We start from the raw sequence: 23,036 nt of genomic DNA, 5'->3' as shown, positions 1-23,036 counted from the left end.
AGCTAATTTGAGATTCTCTAGATTATAATAGATTATAGTAGAAATTGTTATATATCTCCAGAACAATTGAGGGAATTTATTTCTTATATTTCTACACCGAGGAAAACCTATTTGATGTTATTAAGTATATATGTTACATTCCAATATAATGTTACATTCCAATATAATATACTGGAATTTTTGAGTTTCCCATAAAAAGAATATTATTTCTTAAAAAGTATGATATATAAAAGCAGTTTCATAAGAGTGTCTAATCAGTAAGAAAAACAGTCAAAAAACTACAGTTAGCCTTACAGTTAACTAACTGTAGTAAAATGTGAATAGGCAGGATTCTGATCAAATGTTTGCTTTCCTTTACATGTGCCTGGACTTATACAAAACAGGGAGGACTATTTTTGCTTAATTTATCAAAAGATGCGGATAGCAATCTTAAAAGTACAGTCAAACCCAGATACCTTGTTCTGGGCAGTGGAAGTGTTGGTTTTGCGCTTGCAAAAGAGCTCAGGGAAAGCAATAAGCTTGTGATTATTGTAGACAAAGACGAAGCTAAGGTTGAGACTCTCAGGGAGGAAGGATTTGAAGCGATTGTAGGCGATATCTCCGACCCTGAACTTGTCGATAAGATTGACCTTAAGAATGTTGTTGTTATACTTTTCCTGACTTCCAATAACGAAGCTAATAGAAAGGGCATTGAGAATTTCAAAAAGGCAGTTAACCCTGATGTTCAGCTCTTTTCCCGGGCCTCAGATATTATCAATAAGGAAAAAATGGAAGACCTTGGAGCAGATTATGTCTTTATGTCTTCCAAGCTTGTAGCAAGTTCCCTTTCCCGTTCTCTTGAGAGAGCCGAATCGGTTCACAGAGGTAACAGGCTTGCACGGTGGCTGAAGGGAATAAGGGATAAAAAACTTGCTATTGTAATCCACGATAACCCTGATCCGGATGCTATTTCGAGTGGGCTGGCCCTGAAAGAGATTGCAAAGAGCATCGGGGTTGAGGCAAGCATCCTCTACCATGGCAGAATAGGGCATCAGGAAAACAAAGCCTTTGTAAACCTGCTCGGGATCGACCTCGGTAAGATGGAAGAGAACGGTCTCAAAGGCTTCGACGAAATCGCCCTGATAGACTGCTCCATTCCCGGAGTTAACAACATGGTTCCCCCAAACTCGTTTGTGGGTATTGTAATTGACCATCACCCCCCAGGAGAAACCGAAATAAAGGCTGAGTACATAGATATCCGACCTAACTTCGGAGCAACAGCTACTATAATGACAAAGTACCTGCAGCAGCTCAATATTAATATATCCAAAACGCTGGCAACAGCCCTGCTCTATGGAATCCGAACTGACACCCAGGATTTCAAGAGGAAGACCGACCCTGCTGATCTTTCAGCCGCTTCGTACCTTTACCCCCTTTCGAACCACGGAATCCTGGATCAGCTTGAACAGCCTTCGATGGCCACTGAAACCCTTGAGGTACTTGGGGAGGCCATAAGAAACCGACAGGTAATAGGAAGTTACCTTCTCTCGAATGTCGGGAACATAAGGGATAGGGATACGCTTCCGCAAGCTGCAGATTACCTTTTGAGCCTTGAGGGCATCTCCACAACCGTAGTCTTTGGAGTAACTGAAGACCGTATATATATCTCCGGACGAAGCAATGATATCAGAATTAACCTCGGCGAAGTTATGCGCCAGGCTTTCGGCGAAGATGCAGGTGGACATGCAAACGCAGCAGGAGCCCAGATACCCCTTGGTGTTTTCAGCGCTACAAAAGACCGTCAGACGTTACTCAGGCTGGTTAATGAAGCCGTAGTGAAAAGGTTCCTAAGCGCCGTAGGAGTCGAAAGCGCGGGAGAATGAAACCTTCAAGACTTTCGGCACTAGACCCACTACTGAAGTTGTCTTCCCGAATATTGAATAAAGCCAATATGAGAAATAATAATTTGAAAAATGATATTCGAAGAATAATAATTTGAGAAATAATATTCGAAAAATAATAATTTGAGAAATAATAACAGGAAGAGGAAAAGAGAATGAAAAAATTCTTTTTCTCTTTTCGTTTTTTAAAAGATTTTAATTTCTGTTTTCATTTAAAAAACCCGGTTCAAGAACTCCTTATTTCGATTCTGGGATTTTCACCTCTACCCTGTTCCCTTCCAGGACATCCTTTTCCGTCACCTGAATTTCTGAGACTGTGGTGTTTCCTGCTTTTAGGGAATAAGTCGACAGAGCATTGACTCCATCTGCTTTATTTTCGGTTGAGTAAGGTACGGTTATTTCAAATGAACCGTTTTTATCTGACGTTACTTCATTCTGATATGTGAATTTTCGGCCTGTGTTTGATCTGAGCTCAAGGGTTGCAGTAATGCTTTGCCCTGGGTCTGCAGTACCTGAAAGCCTGGCTCCAGAGACAAACTCGAATATCTTTACGTCACTAGTCGTGTCATTATCTACCTCAGGTGCAGTAGTTTCATGGACAAGCCTCAGGTTTCCGAGATTTGATCCGTCAAGTTGATGAAGCTTGTATACTTCGGTTTGCGTGTATTCCTTTTTAGCAGTTGCAATGGTTTGAAGCCCGCCGTTTCCGTTGACGGTTTGAACATTTAGATACTTGCTTATGTTCTCACCTGCAACCTTAACAATAGACCCAAATTTGCCGCCTGCCATCAGATTGTCGGTTATTACATATTTTACTTTGAGCTTTTCCATAATTGCCTTTGCGTCTTCCTCGGAGTTCGTTAAGAAGAAATGTGAAGAATCGTCTACACCGGTCTGGAAGTTGTTTGAAACTGCAGGCCTTTTAGCCTGGTAAACGATCCAGTTTCCGTAGTCCCACCAGCTCAAAACTCCATATTCGGGGGTTCCGGACGGATCAAGGTAGTAAGAAGTTTCAGGGCTCGAGGCTCCAAGCCAGGTGAGAGAGTCCTTCCAGATAGGGTCAATCAAGCCGTCCTCTTTTGCAAAAGCAACTCCTGCCCAAATGCAGGGTATAAATACAAGCCCTATAAGTGCCAGAGATGAGACAATTTTGAAGTAGTCGGGTTGAGAATTCTGTTTTGAACCTGAGGAATTAATTTTCGATTTTGATTTTGTTTTTGACTTTGTTTCTTTTTCGGACTTTTTTGACTTTGTTTCTTTTTCTGCCCGAGATGTAAACATTGCATTATTCCCGTGGGTCGGAACAGATTTCACCAATTTTTTTACTTCAGTCTCAAAGTCAAAGGAATCCAGTAAAACCCAAAGTAAGTATGAGGTAAGCATTGCTGCGTTTACTGCGAACAGATACGAAAAACGCCTTTGAGAGAGCATTAAATATGCGAAAAAGGCCGACCATAAAAGGAAAAAAACTCCTTCAGGCTTTGATTTTTCACCTCTCCACTCGAGGCCAAGCAGGAAAAATCCTCCCAGAGCGGTAAGGAAACAAAGCCCGAGACTTCCCAGTATTGGCGTAAAAGTAAGATTTCCATCTGAAGTTAAAAATACTGGCAGAGCCTCGGAAATCGTGCTTATGTATTCACCTTTTCCGAGGAAGAAATTCATTCCTTCAATTACAAAAGCATATGACTCGGCAGAAAATGTCTTAAGGAACAGAAGACCAGCGACAGAGATCAGTATTAAGACGGCTGGATAGTACTTCCAGTCCAGACCTTTTTTCGAGATATATAGGGAAAAGCCCCAGAGGATTAAGGTTCCGACTAGCATGCTGAACACATAGAATACCTGGAACCAGGAAAGATACATCGCACTCATTTCCAGGCCCGGACGCAAAGATCCTGCTGATAGGGGAATGGTAAAGAGAAGCGTTGCAAGAAGAGATACAGTAGAGCATATAAGAAGATAGTCGGAGTTTTTCTCGGCCTTAAGGTCGATTATTGTCTGTATGAATGCGTAAAGTACAATAAAGCTTACAAAAACAAGGGCTCCTATCCATGTGTAAATCAGAAGTGCAAAGAATAGTCCGGATGCTACTGCGAAAGCTAACGATTTTATTAGTTTCTTTTCAGAAGAGATATTTTTGAGAGAAGTCAGGGAAAGGGAGCCTTCTCTTGCCCATTTTAAAGCAAGTATGAAACATGCATAAGCTGAGGTTGACAGGAGAGTTTCAGCTACGTGATGGTCAACTGCTCCAAACCGGGATACGTAGACATGAGCTGGAATCACTGCAAAAACTAAGGCTCCAAAAAGTGCGGTTTTTCGGTCAAATATCGCAGCAGCCGCCATATACAGTGGAATTATTGTCAGGACTCCCAGAAGCACTGGCAGCAAGGCTCCTGCAAATTCTGTGGTATACAAATCAGGGTTGCCTCCTCCCAGGACTTTTGCAAGCAGTGCACCTAAAAAGTCAAAAAAAGGAGGCCATCCGACTTCAAATCCCGCAGGATAATTAATATAAGAATCGAAATTAAGGGGATGTGGAAAATTGAAAGTTGTATATAAAATGCGCCGCATATGGTAGAAACTATCATATCCCAAAAGATTTATGCTTCCGTTTGCAGTAACCGTGGAATACGAGATCAGGCGCATGAGAAAAGCAACCAATCCAACTGCAATCAAAGAAATAATACTGAATTTTAATTTATGAGCGGGCCGTTTTGCCACCGGACATCCCATGCCTTTGTTCGTAGTAATCATCTCTTATAGTTCTTAACTTTTGAATAAATTGCACTTTTGAGTATCTTATCTTTGATAGTTTTTGAGTATCTTATCTTTGATAGTAGTTAATTAATATAATAACTTTAAGGTTGTTTTACGATCTAAATAATATCGTGAGTACTTTTAAAGGTATAACCGTAGACTGTAATTGTAGCCTTATTATTGATTCCCAGTTTAGACAAGTGTATTAAATGAGAGTAAATAAAGGCAAACAGCACTAAAGTGATGCTTAAATGCCTCAATTTTTATAGAGTAGAATTTATTTCGTTACCTGATAGATAACACTAAAATGACACTTAAAGTGAAGATTAACTGTTTTAAGTAAGGTAAAGGTGAACTGTTTTAAGTGAGGTAAAGATGAACTTTAATAAATAATTAATATATGATCTTGTTATCTAATGAATCATCTCGCTATCTAATGAAGCACTTCATCTGGGAAGTGTTATATATATCTAATGAACCATCTCATCTGGAAAGTATCATATGTCCCTACTGTTGATATACAATTTTCAATATATTTATAATCGTTGAGTTTAATGAATTGTTGAAATCTTGCAGGAAATCGGATATTATTAATCGTAAATCAGATTCACAGATAACTTTTATATTGATAGTTTAAGGATAGATAGGAAACTTCAAATTATAAAAACGTGACACGATACTCTTCCCACTCATGGGGGGCTCGATGTTTACATTTATAATTAAATTAGCTTTTTATCTGCATTTGTTAAAACCCCTGAAAAAAGTGAGAAATCGATGAAAATAGCTATATTTCATGATTATTTTGGAGCCATTGGCGGTGGAGAGAAACTTGTTCTCATGCTCGCAAAATATTTCAACGCCGATGTTATCACTACTGACTTGAATATGGAGTCAGTAAAAAAGATGGGGTATTCCAACATACGAATAATCAGCCTGGGAAAAACCCCAAAAATACCTCCTTTGAAGCAGATTTCCGCATCATTTTATTTTGCAGCCTGCGATTTTTCAAAGGAATACGATTTTTTCATTTTTTCAGGCAACTGGGCATATTTCGCGGCAAAGAAACATAAACCCAACCTGTATTACTGCCATACTCCTACACGAGCTTTCTATGACCTTTACGAGACCTTTATCAGTAGGCAACCCCTCTGGATTTCTATCTTCTTCCGGATATGGGTCAGGCTTCACAGGCCAATTTCGGAATACTACCTTTCCCATGTATGTAAAATCGTAACGAACTCTAAAAATACCTCAACAAGAATCAAAAAGTATTTCCACAGGGATGCTGAAGTTATCTACCCCCCTGTCGAAACTTCAAAATTTACCTGTAAAGAATATGGAGACTTCTGGCTTTCAGTAAACCGGCTCTATCCTGAAAAACGAGTGGAAATTCAAATTGAAGCATTCAAGAAAATGCCCGAAGAAAAGCTTGTCATTGTTGGGGGATACTCCAAAGGAGATCACGCAAAAAGTTATGCAAAAAATATTCTTGACAACTTACCTGAAAACGTGAAGGTTCTTGGGGAAGTTTCTGAGACGGAATTACTTGACCTTTATTCCCGCTGTAGAGGTTTTATCTGCACTGCCATGGATGAGGATTTCGGGATGACACCTGTTGAAGCTATGGCAAGTGGAAAACCTGTAGTAGCTGTAAATGAAGGTGGATTTAAGGAAACAGTAGTCGACGGGAAAACCGGCGTGTTTGTGGAAGCAGATATTCAAGATATAATCAGTGCAGTAAAGAATATCTCGAAAAACCCATCAAGCTATGGAAATGAATGTTTTAAAAGAGCAGCTATGTTTGACATTTCTATTTTTGAAAATAGCATGAAAAAAAATGTTGCTTGCGAAAATTGTTTTTGTGATAAATGACCTCCGGTGATCAGATTATTTCTCAAAAATTTCTCAAAAAATATAATATTCTTCCGTCCCGGTGAATTAATAATCAGGAGATAGTAATTTGAATATAGGTTTAATTCTTGAATTAGCAAAAAGAGATATTACTGAAAAATACTCAGGGTCTACTTTAGGAGCTTTGTGGAATTTCATTTATCCACTTGTGGATATTTTTATATTTACCGTCATATTTGCTAATCTTATGGGATCGCGTTTGCCTGGCTCGTCTTCAGTCTATGCATATGGATTCTATCTTACTTCTGGTGTAATTGCATGGAATGCTTTTTCGAATACTGTTACAAGGACATCTAGTGTTTTTTTAGACAAGAAATATATCATATCCAAAGTTAAGGTTGATCTTTCCTCATTTCCTCTCTATATTGCTGTTTCGGAGAGTATTACTTATGTTGTGACAATGGGAATATTCCTGTTTTTACTTCTGATCAGTGGATATGGAGTAAGCCGTGTAATTCTATTAGTTCCATTTATATATATTATCCAGCAGATCTTCGCTTATTCCCTTGGGTTTTTTATTGGAGTATTTGTTGTCTTCGTAAGGGATTTAAAAGAAGTTGTAGGAATTGTACTTAAGATCTGGTTTTGGTTTACCCCAATCGTATATCTTTATGATGTACTCCCAGATTTTGTAAAAAAACTCATGAATTATAATCCGGCGTTTTCATTTATTCACTTATATCAAACTATATTTATATATAAGGAAATTCCAAGTTTAAAGCCTATTTTATATCTGCTCTTGTTAAGTCTTGTAATTCTATTCTTTGCAGAGATTATCTTCAAAAAACTAGAAAAAGATATTCGAGATTTCATATAATTAAAATCACAAGTTGTGACTCAATATGATCAAAGTATCAGGTGTTTCAAAAAAGTTCAAGTTGTATCATACACCCACTGACAGATTAAAAGAGAAAATCTTAAAGAAAAAATACCATAGAGAGATCACTGCATTAGACAATATTTCTTTTGAAGTGAAGGAAGGACAAACCCTCGGGGTAGTAGGACAGAATGGAGCTGGCAAATCTACTCTATTAAAGGTACTTTCTGGTGTCATGCTTCCTGACGAGGGCTTGATAGAAGTAGACGGAAAAATCACCGGTTTACTTGAACTGGGAACAGGTTTTGATCAAGAACTTACAGGCATTGAAAATATATTCATGAATGGGACATTTCTAGGAATGGATAAAAGCGAAATTGAAAAGAAAAAAGACGAGATTATTGATTTCACAGAGCTTGGGGATTTTATTTATGACCCGATCAAAACATACTCATCGGGTATGCTTATGAGGCTTGCATTCTCAATAGCAATGCATGCAGAACCAAAGTGTTTTTTGGTAGATGAAGCGCTATCTGTCGGAGACGCATATTTTCAGCAAAAATGCATGAGAAAGATTCTGGAATTTAAAAACAGTGGCGGATCCATTATTTTTGTATCTCACGACATGAATGCTGTAAAAATTGTATGTGATTCAGCAATGTTATTAGATCACGGTCATATGCTTAGTTCCGGCGACCCAAAAGATATAATTGATTATTATCATGGAATGATTTTACAAAAAGCACACATGGGAGATACAGAAGTAAAAGTATATGACATAGCTGATACGAAAGATTGTACAGGTCGAAAAAATCCGAATGCTTCAACAGGGGAAGTTGAACTTATTTCCTTTAAAATTCTGAACTCAAAAAACGAGGAAATATTATACACTGAGAGTGAACAGGTAATTAAAGTTATATATCAAGTCAAGGCCTTAAAAGAATTATCTGATCCTCACTTTGGCCTTCACGTTAGAAACAATCTGGGTGTATCAGTATTTGAAACAAATACATATTGTAGTGGCATTAAAACTTTTACTCTAAAAAAAGGGCAGATTGCAGAACTAATCTGGGAATTCTTTATTCCACTCTCGGCAGGAGACTATTCATTCTCTGTTGGTGTGGCAAATAAGGGATACGGAAAAGATGCTTTTGAAGAATATTTGCTTATGGCTCACGATATAGAGGTTTTAAAAGTAATTCCTAATGATAGTGCAATTATCTATACCGGAGTTTTCAATATGAAACCAAAAATAAAAATTCAAAAAGGATCCGGTAAAGAGTTATAAACATTACTCGATAAAAAACGACAGTGTTTTTGATTAAATAAATAATTTTTCTGTTGAAACAGATGCCGAAAATGAACATGCTGTCTTAAGAAATAAGAGATGTCGATAAATAAGCGTAGCTTCGGATTAACAGACTTTGTGCCATATCCAATAAACATATACTCTGGAAAACTCTGAAAATGAATCCATATAAATAATTAAGTTCATTGAGGAATCTAAATTGGATACACTGGAAATTAAGGACGAAGAGGTAGATATCGAGAAGATCATGGAAAAAATCCGTGAGAACATAGATAAGAGAAAAAAAGAGGGTATTTATACAGAAAATGAACCGGAAATAATGAGTGAAACATTTTCTGCAGCTTCCCCTATAAAAATAGATATTCCTGAAGGTCTTGAATTTATAAATTATAGTGACATCTGCAATGAAAGTTATACAATAAGTTCTCATCGTCCAGTCATAGGAAAGTTTCTTGTAGAAGGAAGAAAAATGGTCCATGGAGAGGTCCAGAGATATGTTGATCCAGTTTTCCAAAAACAAAGAAAATTTAATTTTGGCGTTACAGATGTGGTTAAAGATTTAAAAACTGATGTCGGAAATTTGAACACTGATTTTGAACGCCTAAATATCGATGCAAAAAGTTTAAAAATTGATGTTAAATCTTTAAAAACAGATGCAGGATATTTAAAAACCGAGCTTGAGCATTTAAAAGTAAATTCTTCCCAAAATATCAAATCTGAAGTTAATAGCGTTATTTCTGCAATTGATTTGGATCTGAATAACAAAATCTGGCTTAACAGTGTGCTTGAGAACAGCTTAAAAAAAAACTTGCAGAATCATAAGGTACAGAAACCTGAAAACAATGAATCTGAAAACAATGAATCTGAAATAAATTATTACGCATTTGAAGAACAGTTCAGAGGCTCAAGGGATCACATTCAACAGCATCAAAAAGCATTTTTAGATTACTTCAAGGATTGTAAAAATGTGTTGGATATCGGTTGTGGAAGAGGGGAATTTCTGGAACTAGCCAGACAGAACGATATCGTTGCGAAGGGAATAGATATCGATGAAGATATGATTAGTTTCTGCAAATCAAAAGGTTTTAATGTAGAGTTAAAGGATGCAATTGAAACTCTTCAAACTATGGAAGACAAAAGCCTGGATGGAATTTTCATCAGTCAGGTAGTTGAACATCTGGCTCCTAATTATCTTATCAAAATGTTAAACCTTTGCAACAAGAAGCTTAAGTATGGTTTTTATTTAATAGTAGAGACTGTAAATCCTCTATCATTCTTTTCTTTTACCAATTTTTATATTGATTTTACTCATATAAAACCAGTACATCCCGAAACACTCAAGTTTTTATTAAGTGCAGTTAATTTCCGCGAAATTGAGACGAAATTTATTTCTCCCGTTCCAGACAGTATGAGATTAAAGAAGTTGCCGGACTTTGATGACCTAAAAGACAGAGAGAAAGTCCTGTTTGAAACTTATAATCAAAACGTCAATATGTTAAACAACACTTTATACGGAGCACAGGATTATGCGGTCATCGGAAAAAAATGAGGGACTAAATAATGTTTGAATTATTATCATAATTTTATGTTATGTGATCCGGGGATAAATTACTATGAAACTAGCGTTTGTAACTCCTTGGTACGGGAACATTCCTGGCGGAGCAGAAAGTGAATGCAGAAGAACAGTTGAAAACCTGCAAAAACACGGTATTGAAGTTGAAATACTTACTACTTGCGTCAAAGAATTCTTGAGTGATTGGAGCACTGACTTTTATGAAGAGGGGATTTATAATTTAAATGGGGTCAGTATACACAGATTTTCAGTAAGGAAAAGAGATACTGCCCGTTTTGATAAAATAAACTATAAACTTATGCGCGGTCTTGAGATATCTCCCGATGAAGAGAAAACGTTTATGCGGGAAATGGTTAACAGCCCCGGTCTCTATTCTTATATTGCTGAACATGGTACAGATTACGATTACTTTTTATTTATTCCATATATGTTCGGTACGACTTACTATGGATCCTGCATATACCCTGAAAAATCAGTTATAATTCCATGCCTTCATGATGAAAGCTACGCTTACCTGAATATTTATAAGACTATGTTTGAAAATGTCAAAGGCATTATTTTTCATGCATCTCCTGAAAAAATATTAGCGAATCATCTTTATAACCTAAATAACATGCAGACTGTTTTAGGAGAGGGAATTGATATGGATTTTGTGTATAATCCAGACCGATTCCGGGAGAAATACGGCATTAAAACTGACTTCATTCTTTACGCAGGAAGGAAGGAAGCCGGGAAAAATGTTCCTCTTCTAATTGATTTTTTTACCAGATATAAAAAGCATAGAAAGAATGAATTAAAGCTCGTTCTTATTGGTAGTGGAACAATAGAAATACCCTCTGAAAGTAGAAATGACATTATTGATCTGGGGTTTGTACCACTTCAGGATAAGTATGATGCATATGCAGCGGCTACTTTTTTGTGTCAGCCCTCTTTGAATGAAAGTTTTTCTATTGTAATAATGGAGTCGTGGTTATGTAAATCCCCTGTACTGGTACATGGGAATTGCGCCGTAACTAAAGACCACTGTATCAAATGTAATGGTGGACTTTATTTTAATGACTATTATGAATTTGAAGGGTGCCTCGATTTCTATCTGGGAAACCCTGCTATCAGAAAGATTATGGCTGAGAACGGGATGTCGTATGTTATTGATAATTTTAGCTGGGATAAAATTGTAGAAAAATATATTGACTTTTTAGGGAGTTTTTGAAAATGGAGATTCACCAGATCTTACCAACAATTTCTCCAGGAGATGCCATAGGCAATGAAGTCCGAGAAATAAAAAGCGTTCTGAATAAATGGGGATATAAATCCGAAATATATGCTCAAAATATACATCCTGGAATTGACGCAAAAAATTATACCGAATATAAGAAGGTTTCTTCAAAAGAAAACATATTAATTTTTCACTTTTCCATCGGTTCCGAAGTTTCGGAATTTGTTACAAAACTTCCCGACAAAAAGATAATGATTTACCATAATATTACCCCGCCTGACTATTTTATTGGAGTCAACGAGACTCTTGTAAACTTACTGGAAAATGGAAAAAATGAACTCAGGTCACTTGTTGACCACATAGACCTTGCTGTTGGCGTTTCCGAATTCAACAGACTGGAACTTCAAAAAATGGGATTTAAAAATACCGATGTTTTACCTATAATAGTGGACTTTAATGAATACAGAAACCCAAACGAAAAATTGCTGTCGAAATATAATGATGATTTTGTGAATCTCTTATTTGTGGGGAGAGTAACCCCGCATAAAAGACAGGAAGATATAATAAAAATATTTTATTATTATAAACGTATTAACCCAAAATCAAGGCTTTTCCTGGCAGGCAGCTATGAAGGCTGTGAAATTTATTCAGATTATTTGAAAAAGCTGATCCAGAACTTAAATCTAAAAGATGTTCATTTATTAGGTAAGATCAAATTTAACGACCTGATTTCTTACTATAAACTAGCTGATGTTTTTATCTGTATGAGTGAACACGAAGGCTTTTGTGTTCCTGTACTGGAAAGTATGTACTTTGAAGTTCCAATTATAGCGTACAACTCTACAGCTATCCCCTTCACTCTTGAGAATACGGGAATTCTGGTTAACAAAAAGAATTATTGTGAAATTGCTGAGATGGTAAATTTATTGGTAGAGGATGAAAGACTACGATCAATTATTGTCAAGAAACAGAAAGGTAGATTGGATGATTTCAAAAGGGAAAAAATAATCACTCAGTTTGAAAGAATATTATCCAAGGTGAAGTAATATTAAAAAAATAAGCTAACTTTTGTAGTCTAGCATTACGGCCTGGAAGTTAACGAAGGTACCGAATTCCACTACAAGCTCGCATTTGAATATTTATCTTGCATTTGGCAGATCAACATTTAATTCATATATTTTTTTGATGATTTTGCTTTTAAATTAATGTTGGCTCTTCACTATTTCATGTGGGTAACTCAAATTTTAGTTTTCCTAATTTTAGAGAGATCATATTAATAAAATAACATATGTGTTTAAAGTCTCTTGCATTTCTTTTTTGCAACTGTACGATATGTTAATTCCCTAGAGAATTCCATTGGGTTATTTTGGAAATAGTGAATCTTCGCTGTTTCGAGTGGGTAACTTCCATTTAGTTTCTAAACGAGCATGAAATTCGTTGAATAACATGCACAAAAATATGAAAGTTATTTCAAGCACTTTCATGCCAAATGTTGAAGTCACATATATTAAATAGAGAAGCAGTTGTTGCTGAAAATCACATTCAAGCTTGATATTTTCCAATTTGGTCTGAATACTTTATAACTAAGCAATTATTTTCAATCCACACAAAACAGTGAAGAATCAAGAAAAGTTTAACGGGATCAAATCGGCAAAAATATTAATAATGCCCTCAAAAGTACGAAAGTTTATCCATGTCCTTTCTCGAGTCCTGGCTCTGTAATACTCCTGTACTTATAAATGGAAAGTGTGATGTATTAAAAGAATCGAATTATTATTCAACTATTACTTATATGAAATATTCAATCTAAATCAAATTATTATTATTCTACTATCACTCACTTATAAAATATGCAAACTAAATCAAATTGTTAGTCTATTAGTATTCATTATGAAAAGTAATCATATAAACTGTTAATCACTTGCGCTAATAAATTGCTTTCTGGAGAACGGAGTATGATGGATGAGTTAATCTCTATTTATAACCATACTAACTACGATTTTAGGAATTATGTATTTCCTGGGGATAAATTATCAGATCTATTCAATGAGTGGGTTGATTATTACCGCATGAAATTTGCAATTGCAAAAATGATCCGCCCAACGTCTATACTGGAAATCGGAGTCAGATACGGTTATAGTGCGATAACTTTCCTTAAGGCTTCAGAAAATGCAACTTATCTGGGGATAGATAACGATTCTGATACTTTTGGAGGAAATAAAGGGGCGGGGAACTGGGCCAAAAGAATCACACAAAATTACAAGGCAGAATTTTTGCTTGCCAATAGCCGGTCAATGCCTACATTACCTGGAGATTTCTATGACCTTATTCATATTAATGATCATCAGGATGGAGACGGTACATTCCATAATTTAGAACTTGCACTGGAAAAAGGGAAATGGATTCTGGTTGACGGTTATTTCTGGTCTAAAGAAAATTTATTGAGCGCAACTTATTTTTTAAATAAATATAAAGACTTTATCGAATTTGCTGTAACAATACCTTCCTACGCAGGCGAACTGCTGATTAAAACTAAAAGTTCAGCTAAGCATATGTTCGTAGAAGGCTTGAGTAAGGAAAATTCGAACCTAGAAGGCATTATTGACTCTTATAAAAGGTATAAAGGCAGAGAATTTGAAAATTCTCGTTTAATTTCCATATCCTGTCTTGCTAATCCGAATAAAGACATGAATATACTGGATGTAGGCTGTGGCAGAGGTGAGCTTTCCTACACCTTATCAAAGTCTGGAGCTCATGTGACCGGAATTGACGATTCTTCTTCTGCGATTAAGACGGCTAAAGCTAAATATTTAGCCAATAGCTCGATGAAGAATCTGGAATTTATTCAAGACAATTTTTTAAATCATAAGTTTAATAAAAAATATGATAGAATTATTGCAACAGATCTAATTGAGCGCGTTCCAGAAGATAAACTTGAATTAGTTATTCTAAAAATCGCCGAACTCCTTAAAGAAGACGGTTTATTTATTACATATATTTACCCCAATAAGTTGTACTACCAATATACGTATGAAGAAAAGCGAAAAATCGCAAAGGAAATAGGGCTTTATATTCCTGAAAACCCCAGGACGTTTTATGAAGATCTGAGACATGTCAATGAACAAACTCCTCAAAGCCTATTCCTTAATTTAAATAAATATTTTTCACATATATTGACATGGGTAAACGATTCTCAAGATTTAGCAGGTTCACTCACTCACTCTTTTAGTTCGGAAGAGTATAATAATGCCAGAACTATCCTTGCTGTAAGTTCTTTTGAAGATCTAGACAGGGATCGGATTGTTCAATTATTATCTCCCAGAAAACTTGACCGCAATGGAGTAAATGTAGAAGCTCTGTCGGAAAAAGATTCAATTAACACTTTCTCAAATAAAAAATTCAAGTTGCATATAACTCTTAAGAATAACGGAAAAGAGCGGCTCGTATCTCTACCTCCTTGTCCTGTGAATATCTCGTATCACTGGTTGAAAACTGATGGCACGTGTGAAGTTTTTGATGGACTCAGGACTGGAATACTACCTGCTTTAAATCCTAATGAACAGCGGGATCTTCAAGTGGATATTGTCGCTCCTCAAGAGCATGGGGAATATCAGTTGCAAATTGACCTCGTGCAAGAAGGCTGTTTCTGGCTTCAGGAAATTACTAATAAGCCTTTACTTAACATTAGCGCAAAAGTTGAGCAAAACCCGGATGAATGCAGGTTAGAGGAATCAAAAATGGATACGTTCGAGATTAAAGACGATGAAATCAATGTTGAAGAGATTATGGAAAAAATTCGTGAGAACATAAGGGAAAGAAAAGAAAATGAGGATCCAAAGGACATTGAAGAGATAGAACATGTATTTTCAGAGGTCTCCTCAAATGAAAGAAGTTCCCAGGGGTCCGGAATAATTAATTCTGATTATGATCTTCGTAACGATACCTATTCTATCAGTTCTCATCGTCCATTTTTGGGCCCATTTTTAATAAAAGGTAGAAAATTAGTTCATGGAGAGGTCAGACGTTATGTCGATCCCGTATTTCAGAAACAAAGTCAACTTAATTATAACCTTGCAGGCGTTCTCAATGATGCAAGGGAGACAGCAGACTTCTGTTCTAATAAAGTGGAGAAATTAAAATCGGAAATAGAACAACTCGAGGATGAAAACAAACTACTAAAATCTAAAGTTGAGCAACTAAGCAGTGAAACTGAAAAGTTGAAATTTGAAGTTGTCAGCAGTATAAAGAAAGAAGTCGAATCTATAGTTTCTGCTGTTAATCTGGACCTTGAGAACAAAGCCTGGCTTAACAGAGTACTTGAATCCAGAATACAGAAAGAGCTTGGAAGTCAGGGAACAAATTCTTCCGGAAAGGCTAACACCCAGGCGAATGCCTCTGGAAAAGCTAATGCTCATATTAATTCTTCCGGAAGAGCTGCCCAGAATAATTCCTTAGGAAAGACCAATGCTCAAAATAATGCATCCGGAAAGGCCAACACCCAGGCTACTGTCTCTGGAAACGCTGATCCTCAGATTAACTATTATGTATTTGAAGAAAGATTCCGCGGTTCAAGAGAAAATGTCCTGCAGCATCAGACAAACTTTATAGGTTATTTTGAGAATTGCACCAATGTGCTTGATATTGGATGTGGACGGGGAGAGTTTCTGGAACTAGCAAAACAAAAAGGTATCAATGCTCGAGGAATTGATGTCGATGAGGACATGATAAGCTTCTGTAAATCTAAGGGTCTGAATGCCGAATTAAAAGACGCTATAAAAGCTCTTGAAGAGATCAAGGACAAAAGCCTCGATGGGATTTTCATAAGTCAGGTAGTTGAACACCTCAATCCCAGGTATTTTGTTAATATGTTGAGTCTGTGCAACAAAAAAATGAAATACGGTTTTTACATTATTATCGAGACCGTTAACCCTCTATCTTTATTCTCCCTCGCGAACTTTTACATAGATCTCTCTCACATAAAACCTGTGCATCCAGAGACTCTAAAATTTTTAGTCAGCAATGCAGGTTTCCGTGATATTGAAACGAAATTTTTGTCCCCTGTATCTCCTGAAATGAAATTGAGAAAGTTTCCGAATCTTGAGGATACCAACCAGGACAAATCAATGATTGATATCTCTAACCAAAACATAGACATGATAAACGATGCCTTATATGGAGCCCAGGACTATGCGGTGATCGGGAAGAAATAAAGAATCCAGTGACAGGAAATCATGAATAAGTAGAGATTTTGCTTGCTTTCTACTTTCTTTAAGGTTGTGAGATAACTTTGGAGCAGTGTTAATGAAGATTGCATTTGTTGTTCCCTGGTATGGAGAGATTCCGGGCGGTGCGGAAAGTGAATATAAAAATACGGCTGAGAACCTTTCCAGAAATGGAATTGAAGTTGAAATCCTTACTACCTGCGTGAAAGAGTTCAATTCGGATTGGAACTCCAATTATTATGAAGAAGGAGTATTCCAACTAAATAATGTTATAATTCGAAGATTTAAAGTCCGACAAAGGAACAGTAGACTATTTGATCGTGTTAACTCAAAATTGATACACAACCAGAAACTTTCGGTGAAAGAAGAGCAGATATACATCGAAGAGATGATTAATAGCGACGATCTTTACCGATACCTTGAAGCTCATGGTTCCGACTACGATTACTTCCTGTTTATACCTTACATGTTCGGAACTACATATTATGGGTCTCAAATCCACCCGAAAAAATCATATTTAATACCCTGCCTTCACGATGAGAGCTACGCATATATGGACATTTATAAGAATATGTTCCAGAACGTGGCAGGGATAATATTCCATGCTGAACCCGAAGAAAAACTTGCAAACGAAATATTCGACATTAAAGGCAAGCAGATAATTATAGGAGAAGGCATAGACACCAGTATTTCCTTTGAAGCAAAGAGATTTCGGGAGAAATATGGAATCTATGATGATTTCATTCTTTATGCTGGAAGGCGGGAGCCAGGTAAAAACACTCCTCTTCTAATTGATTTTTTTTGTAAGTATAAGCTGAAAAATCAGAATGAGCTTAAGCTCATCTTGATGGGAAGCGGAGAGGTCAGTATCCCGGAAAAGTTTAAAAAAGAGATATTTGACCTGGGTTTTGTTAAGAAACAGGATAAATATGATGCGTTTGCTGCTGCAAGTCTTTTTTGTCAACCCTCAATTAAAGAAATCTTTTCAATAGTGATAATGGAATCATGGTTATGTCTTACCCCAGTTCTGGTTCATTCCGGATGCGCTGTAACAAAGAACCATTGTATTAAAGGTAAGTCTGGATTGTATTTTGAAAATTACGAGGAATTTGAAGGATGCGTTAACTTTTACTTAAATAATCCTCAGTTAAGAAGAAAAATGGCTATAAATGGGAAGAAATATGTAGATGAGAACTTTAACTGGGACCTGATTGTTGAAAAATATGTACGGTTTCTTGAAGAGGCTTGAATATGGAAATTCATCAAATGTTGCCAACCTTTAGTCCTGGTGATGCAATAGGAAATGAAGTTATTGAGATTAATACAACCCTTAGAAAATGGGGTTATAACTCACAGATCTACGCTGAAAATATCCACCCTGAAATGGATGCTAAATATCTTGAATATGACAACGTCTCTTCAAAAGACAACGTGTTAATATTTCATTTATCTATAGGCTCCGATGTCTCTAATTATGTAAAACAATTACCAGATAAAAAAATAATAAGGTTTCATGGAATTACGCCTGGAAAATATCTTTATGGAGTCAAAGATTATATCCAGTATTTACTGGTACGGGGAAGAAAGGATCTCAATTTAAATCCAGAGATAACCGACCTGGCACTGGCAAATTCTCGATATACTCAGCTAGGACTAAATGACCTGGGGTTTAAAAATACTGAGATTTTTCCACTTTTACTGGACCTTAATGTTTACAATGAAAGACTAAAATATTTTGAAAGACCGACTATGAAAAATTTACTAAAAGATTATATTCAAAAGGTGGTCGAATGAAAATCGCTTTAGTCGTCCAGCGGTATGGCCTGGAAGTTAACGGAGGGGCCGAATTCCACTGCAGGCTAGTAGCTGAACATTTATCAAAATACTTTAAGGTAGAAGTGTTAACTACCTGTGCAGTAGACTACACAACCTGGAAGAATGAATATCCTGCAGGGATCGAAACCTTAAATGGAGTGAGGGTCAGGAGATTTCGTGTTGATTATGAAAGAGATTTACTGGCATTTAATAAATTCTCTGAGAAAATCCTTGGAAATAGCCCCACCTACGAAGACGAAGTTAAATGGATGAAAATGCAGGGCCCGTATTCAACACACTTATTAAATTACATAAAAAATGCTAAAGATGATTATACTTGCTTTATCTTTTTTACCTATCTTTACTGTACTACCTTCTTCGGCCTTCCACAGGTGAAAGAAAAAGCTCTACTTGTTCCTACGGCACACGACGAACCTCCGATCTATTTGTCGATATTTGACTCGCTCTTCAAATCTCCCAGGCGGTTTATTTTTAATACCGAAGAAGAGAAGAATTTTGTCACCTCAAAATTCAGGGTTTCGAATATACCTTCTGATGTTGTGGGTGTAGGTATAGATATTCCGGATAAAACTAATGCAGCTTTGTTTGCCCGCAAGTATAATCTGGATGATTTCATTATCTTTGTCGGAAGAGTAGACGAGTCTAAAGGTTGTCAGGAGCTGTTTGAGTATTTTCTTCGGTATAAAAAGGAAAAGGAATCTTCGGTTAAACTCGTGTTACTGGGAAAACAGACTATGAAGATCCCTCAAAGCCCTGATATCCTTTCCTTAGGTTTTGTTCCTGAACAGGATAAGTTTGAAGGAATCAAAGCGGCAAAACTATTAGTAATGCCCTCAAAGTACGAAAGTTTGTCTATGGTCCTGCTTGAATCCTGGCTTTGTAAAACTCCTGTACTTGTAAATGGGAAGTGTGACGTGTTAAAAGGTCAGTGTATCAGAGGCAATGCCGGCCTGTACTACGAAAACTATGAGGAATTTAAGGCGTGTCTGGACCTTCTACTGGCAAGAGATGAAATGAGGAATGTTATGGGTAAAAATGGGATGGAGTTTGTTTTGCAAAATTACTCATGGGAAAATATAGAAAATAAGTATATTTCAATATTACAGAAAATTGAAAATCTATCCTTACCGGACTGAAACGTTAGAAGATTTAGTGCCAGGCATTTATAAATTATAATCAAAGATGATCTTGTTATCATATTTGATAAAATAATTTCCCCACTCCGTTTAACCTTGATCTTTTTTCCTTTTTTAATTTAAGGGTTTATTAGCTTTTAGAGTATTTATTAGCTTTTAGAGTATACCCCTGGTCTTGTATTTGTTGTCACTTTTATGTAATTTATCTTCTTTACAGTACTGCCACCTGCCGAATTGCTTACTGTAAGTGTAATCTTATATTTTCCTTCCTGTGAATACTGATGTTCTGGATTTTTTTCTCTTGAAATTGCTCCGTCTCCAAAACTCCATTTCCATTTAGTGGGGTTTCCTGAACTCTGGTCAGTAAAGGCAACAGTTAATGGAGCTTTTCCGGAGGTAGGAGATGCAGAAAATGCAGCAGTAGGTTTTGAGACTACTACTATGTAATCTGTTTTTGTTACCATGTTACTACCTTTAGTATTTTTTGTTGTTAGAGCCACCGTATAATTACCTGCTTTGGAATATTTATGCTTTGGATTTTGGTGGTATGACTTTGATCCATCTCCAAAATTCCAGAACCATTTAGTAGGCGTTCCTGTACTGGTGTCAGTAAAGGCAACTGTTAATGGAACTTTTCCAGAGGTAGGAGTTGCAGAAAAGTTTGCAACAGGTCCTTTGCCAAACACTGCACTGTATGCATCGATCCTGCCTGAACCGTAATCATTATCCTTTCCTGCCGATCCAAGATCTACTGCTGCACCTTCTAATGCTTTCTTTACTTCAGCCGGCGTCATAGTAGGGTTTTTTTGCAGAATTAATGCTGCAGCACCGGAAACGTGTGGTGTTGCCATGGAAGTTCCAGTCCCATATGCATATTCACCTCCTGGGTACGTTGAAGGAACAGACACACCAGGCGCAGAGAAATCTGGTTTAACGTATTTTTGGCCATTTAGAGTGACAGGACCCCGACCACTGAAATCTGCGATTACATCGGAGGAATCCGTTGCACCGACAGTGAGTGAATTGAGTTCATCACCCGGGCATGTGATTGTGCCAGATCCACCCTCACCATCATTACCAGCCGCTATAACAGGAACTACACCTGCCGCCACCACCTTGTTTATCGCGGTTGTAAATAACGAATCATGTTCTGAAGATCCACCGCTAAAACTTATAATACGGGCATTATTATTAACTGCCCACTCAAAACCGAGAATACAATCAGATAAATATCCATCACCTTCTGAATCGAAAACTTTTGCTACAATCAGCTTTGTACCTGGTGCAACTCCTGTTTGTATTCCATTAGCCCCGGTTCCTGAAACGGTTCCGGATACATGAGTGCCGTGCCCGTTATCATCATAAGCAGATGACTCTGAGTTTACATAGTCAATCCAGCCGACAACTTTCGGATCATTTGTACTGGGATTGTCATCAAGATCATCAAGATCAGGATGTGTCGCATCAATTCCTGTATCCACGACAGCAACAGTTATTCCTTTACCGGTTATACCCTGATTCCATACTGCAGGCGCGTTAATCTTATCCACTCCCCATGCATTTATGGATGCACTATTCGACTGGGTAGCTGATGATTCTATTTTTTTGAAAGAAAGTTCTGATTGCCCTTTTATAGAGACAACTTTGTCAAGTTCAATATTCGAAACGTCAGATCTTCCGGCAAGAGAAGTTAAAACTTCAGGGGTTACCTTAGCAGCAACAGCATTAATAATTTTAATAGATTTTATTTCATTTACCTTGTTTTTTGATTTTTCATTTTTAAGAAACGTTATGAGATTTTTCTGTTCACTCTCAATTTGAGATTTTCCAGCAGCAGTATTAAACGCGATCTTCTGATTTGGTAGTGTTATAATTACTGGAATTTGTTCGTTTTCTGAAATTTTAGTAAGTTCGGAGGTCAAACTTGTTGAGATCTTATCGTCTGAGCTAATAGTAGAGGATGTGTTTATATCTCCAGCCAAGCCGGTAAATGAAAATAGAGATACTAATAATAATGATGTACATATGACACATAACAGTTTAGAAACATCTTTCCTTAAAGGCCTATGGATTTTTTTTTCCACATATTCACACTCCTTTTCAACGTTATTTCTTTATTAGTGGGTAAGACTTTCTGTAACCAAACCACTTGGGTTTTCAGACCCTGCATTCAAGAAAATTAATATATATAGCTGTCAAGTAGCTATGTTTTTATGACAGATATGCAGGCGTTAAACTTTATTACAGAGTACTAAACCCCTATAGAGATCAGTGTCCAATTATAAAATACTTCTGAGCTCTAAAGATCTACTGCTTAATATAATATCAAATATTCTTAAAAATAAAAGAATTATGGATATTTAATCATACTAAATTATGAAAAAAAGTATGGTTAATATAGAAATTTAGAAAAGTAAACATATAGAATTGAATCTCAGAAATTCCAGTAGTATGATTTTTGAAGTTACATATCGGTAGCAAGGTTAGAATATGAAGTCAAATGGCTTGGAAAACTGTCCTGAGAACAGGATAGTTTGAACCTTCTTCTAAATTTTGTAGTACTTGCGGATATTATAACTCTAATTGGACTCTTGACGTTAGAGACACAAATTCTAATTGCAAAACAAAACATGACAGTGATATCAATACAGTAATCAATATCACAATTTTACTTTAAAATCAAAATTATCTAGTTATCTGAAACCTACGGAACGTGAGAAAAAGGTTGAGACTTATTTTCAAAAAAGAAGAGGATAAAACGAACATAATATTCTTTGAATAACATGCACAAATAACCGTTTAAGTCTAATCACTCAAGGCTTGATAGCTGTTCTTTCCAAGCTAAATTATTTATTCAGCCTACCAAGAAAGTTTATTGATGTCAATTTTGATGAAAACTGGGAGTTTAATAACTAACAGATGACAACAGTGAAAAATCGAAAACTGGGAGTTTGATAACTAACAGATGAACAGTGAGAAAGCGTAATCAACCTCAAACAATCAAAGAAAACGTATTCACAGAGATTTGTACATTGAATCTTAATAACGATGGCGTTGATGTTGTTTATCCAGGCTGAATATTACATTTAATAAACAATTTCCCCACTCCGTTTAGACCTGGTCTTTTTTCTATTATTTCAATTTAAGGTTTATTTGCTTTTAGAACATCCCGGGTCTTGTATTTGTTGTCAATTTTATGTAATTTATCTTCTTCACAGTACTACTGCCTGCAGCATTGGTTACTGTAAGTGTAACCTTATAGTTTCCTTCCTGCAAATAATGATGTTTTGGGTTCTTTTCTCTTGAAGTTTTTCCGTCTCCAAAACTCCATTTCCATTTAGTTGGTTTTCCTGTACTTTGGTCAGTAAATGAAACAGTT

At 36.5% G+C, this 23,036-nt stretch carries 14 protein-coding genes and 1 pseudogene; 12 read left to right on the top strand and 3 right to left on the bottom strand.

What is annotated here, in order from left to right:
* The first annotated feature begins 395 nt into the window (after positions 1 to 395).
* Complete coding sequence (locus A9239_RS09695) at positions 396 to 1,862, top strand: DHH family phosphoesterase (protein ID WP_048123222.1); 1,467 nt, start codon at positions 396 to 398, stop codon at positions 1,860 to 1,862.
* A 255-nt stretch (positions 1,863 to 2,117) separates the two neighbouring features.
* Here the strand turns inward: A9239_RS09695 and A9239_RS09690 are convergent, their stop codons facing one another.
* On the bottom strand, positions 2,118 to 4,634 hold the full coding sequence (locus A9239_RS09690) for an oligosaccharyl transferase, archaeosortase A system-associated (RefSeq protein ID WP_048119967.1): 2,517 nt from the start codon (positions 4,632 to 4,634) through the stop codon (positions 2,118 to 2,120).
* A gap of 777 nt (positions 4,635 to 5,411) precedes the next feature.
* On the opposite strand from A9239_RS09690, the gene A9239_RS09685 reads away from it, so the two are divergent.
* The 10 genes from A9239_RS09685 (at position 5,412) to A9239_RS09640 (ending at position 19,657) form a co-directional block, all read left to right on the top strand.
* Complete coding sequence (locus A9239_RS09685) at positions 5,412 to 6,509, top strand: glycosyltransferase (RefSeq protein WP_048119969.1); 1,098 nt, start codon at positions 5,412 to 5,414, stop codon at positions 6,507 to 6,509.
* An 88-nt stretch (positions 6,510 to 6,597) separates the two neighbouring features.
* Positions 6,598 to 7,365 (top strand): ABC transporter permease, encoded by a 768-nt coding sequence (locus tag A9239_RS09680; protein ID WP_048119971.1) that lies wholly within the window; start codon positions 6,598 to 6,600, stop codon positions 7,363 to 7,365.
* Positions 7,366 to 7,390: 25 nt separating this feature from the next.
* Complete coding sequence (locus A9239_RS09675) at positions 7,391 to 8,653, top strand: ABC transporter ATP-binding protein (RefSeq protein ID WP_048119973.1); 1,263 nt, start codon at positions 7,391 to 7,393, stop codon at positions 8,651 to 8,653.
* 220 nt (positions 8,654 to 8,873) lie between these two features.
* Positions 8,874 to 10,223: a bifunctional 2-polyprenyl-6-hydroxyphenol methylase/3-demethylubiquinol 3-O-methyltransferase UbiG gene (locus A9239_RS09670; RefSeq protein WP_052712668.1), complete on the top strand. Its 1,350-nt coding sequence runs from the start codon at positions 8,874 to 8,876 to the stop codon at positions 10,221 to 10,223.
* A 64-nt stretch (positions 10,224 to 10,287) separates the two neighbouring features.
* Entirely contained in the window at positions 10,288 to 11,457 is a 1,170-nt protein-coding gene (locus A9239_RS09665) for a glycosyltransferase family 4 protein (RefSeq protein WP_048119975.1), read from the top strand.
* Positions 11,458 to 11,459: 2 nt separating this feature from the next.
* Positions 11,460 to 12,509, top strand: a complete 1,050-nt coding sequence (locus A9239_RS09660) for a glycosyltransferase family 4 protein (RefSeq protein WP_048119977.1) — start codon at positions 11,460 to 11,462, stop codon at positions 12,507 to 12,509.
* A gap of 909 nt (positions 12,510 to 13,418) precedes the next feature.
* Positions 13,419 to 16,673 carry a methyltransferase domain-containing protein gene (locus tag A9239_RS09655; RefSeq protein ID WP_052712667.1) on the top strand — a complete coding sequence of 1,085 codons (3,255 nt, stop codon included), beginning with the start codon at positions 13,419 to 13,421 and terminating at the stop codon, positions 16,671 to 16,673.
* Between the two features lie 91 nt (positions 16,674 to 16,764).
* The gene (locus A9239_RS09650) at positions 16,765 to 17,934 is read left to right on the top strand and encodes a glycosyltransferase family 4 protein (protein WP_048119979.1); all 1,170 of its coding nucleotides are present in this window, start codon (positions 16,765 to 16,767) and stop codon (positions 17,932 to 17,934) included.
* Between the two features lie 2 nt (positions 17,935 to 17,936).
* Positions 17,937 to 18,479 carry a hypothetical protein gene (locus A9239_RS09645; RefSeq protein WP_176722124.1) on the top strand — a complete coding sequence of 181 codons (543 nt, stop codon included), beginning with the start codon at positions 17,937 to 17,939 and terminating at the stop codon, positions 18,477 to 18,479.
* Positions 18,476 to 19,657, top strand: coding sequence for a glycosyltransferase family 4 protein (locus A9239_RS09640; RefSeq protein ID WP_048119982.1), 1,182 nt, complete (start codon positions 18,476 to 18,478; stop codon positions 19,655 to 19,657). The genes A9239_RS09645 and A9239_RS09640 overlap by 4 nt, the downstream gene beginning before the upstream one ends.
* Positions 19,658 to 19,806: 149 nt before the next feature.
* On the opposite strand, the gene A9239_RS09635 is transcribed toward A9239_RS09640, so the two are convergent.
* Entirely contained in the window at positions 19,807 to 21,741 is a 1,935-nt protein-coding gene (locus tag A9239_RS09635; protein ID WP_052712666.1) for a S8 family serine peptidase, read from the bottom strand.
* Between the two features lie 470 nt (positions 21,742 to 22,211).
* On the opposite strand from A9239_RS09635, the pseudogene A9239_RS20930 reads away from it, so the two are divergent.
* A pseudogene (locus tag A9239_RS20930) lies at positions 22,212 to 22,334 on the top strand (zinc ribbon domain-containing protein); the annotation flags it as partial.
* Between the two features lie 482 nt (positions 22,335 to 22,816).
* Here A9239_RS20930 and A9239_RS09630 read toward each other — a convergent pair.
* Positions 22,817 to 23,036, bottom strand: a 220-nt coding sequence (locus tag A9239_RS09630) for a PKD domain-containing protein (protein WP_141706422.1), incomplete at its 5' end; no start/stop codon positions are given.

The sequence above is a fragment of the Methanosarcina sp. A14 genome (assembly GCF_001729375.1).
Taxonomy (GTDB): domain Archaea; phylum Halobacteriota; class Methanosarcinia; order Methanosarcinales; family Methanosarcinaceae; genus Methanosarcina; species Methanosarcina barkeri.
This window is presented reverse-complemented; position numbering and strand designations above follow the sequence as displayed.

Bases quoted from the DNA above. Each gene is read 5' to 3' on its own strand.
- A9239_RS09650 (WP_048119979.1), top strand. From the start codon at position 16,765: ATGAAGATTGCATTTGTTGTTCCCTGGTATGGAGAGATTCCGGGCGGT.
- A9239_RS09675 (WP_048119973.1), top strand. From the start codon at position 7,391: ATGATCAAAGTATCAGGTGTTTCAAAAAAGTTCAAGTTGTATCATACA.
- A9239_RS09690 (WP_048119967.1), bottom strand. From the start codon at position 4,634: ATGATTACTACGAACAAAGGCATGGGATGTCCGGTGGCAAAACGGCCC.
- A9239_RS09640 (WP_048119982.1), top strand. From the start codon at position 18,476: ATGAAAATCGCTTTAGTCGTCCAGCGGTATGGCCTGGAAGTTAACGGA.
- A9239_RS09685 (WP_048119969.1), top strand. From the start codon at position 5,412: ATGAAAATAGCTATATTTCATGATTATTTTGGAGCCATTGGCGGTGGA.
- A9239_RS09660 (WP_048119977.1), top strand. From the start codon at position 11,460: ATGGAGATTCACCAGATCTTACCAACAATTTCTCCAGGAGATGCCATA.
- A9239_RS09655 (WP_052712667.1), top strand. From the start codon at position 13,419: ATGATGGATGAGTTAATCTCTATTTATAACCATACTAACTACGATTTT.
- A9239_RS09645 (WP_176722124.1), top strand. From the start codon at position 17,937: ATGGAAATTCATCAAATGTTGCCAACCTTTAGTCCTGGTGATGCAATA.
- A9239_RS09665 (WP_048119975.1), top strand. From the start codon at position 10,288: ATGAAACTAGCGTTTGTAACTCCTTGGTACGGGAACATTCCTGGCGGA.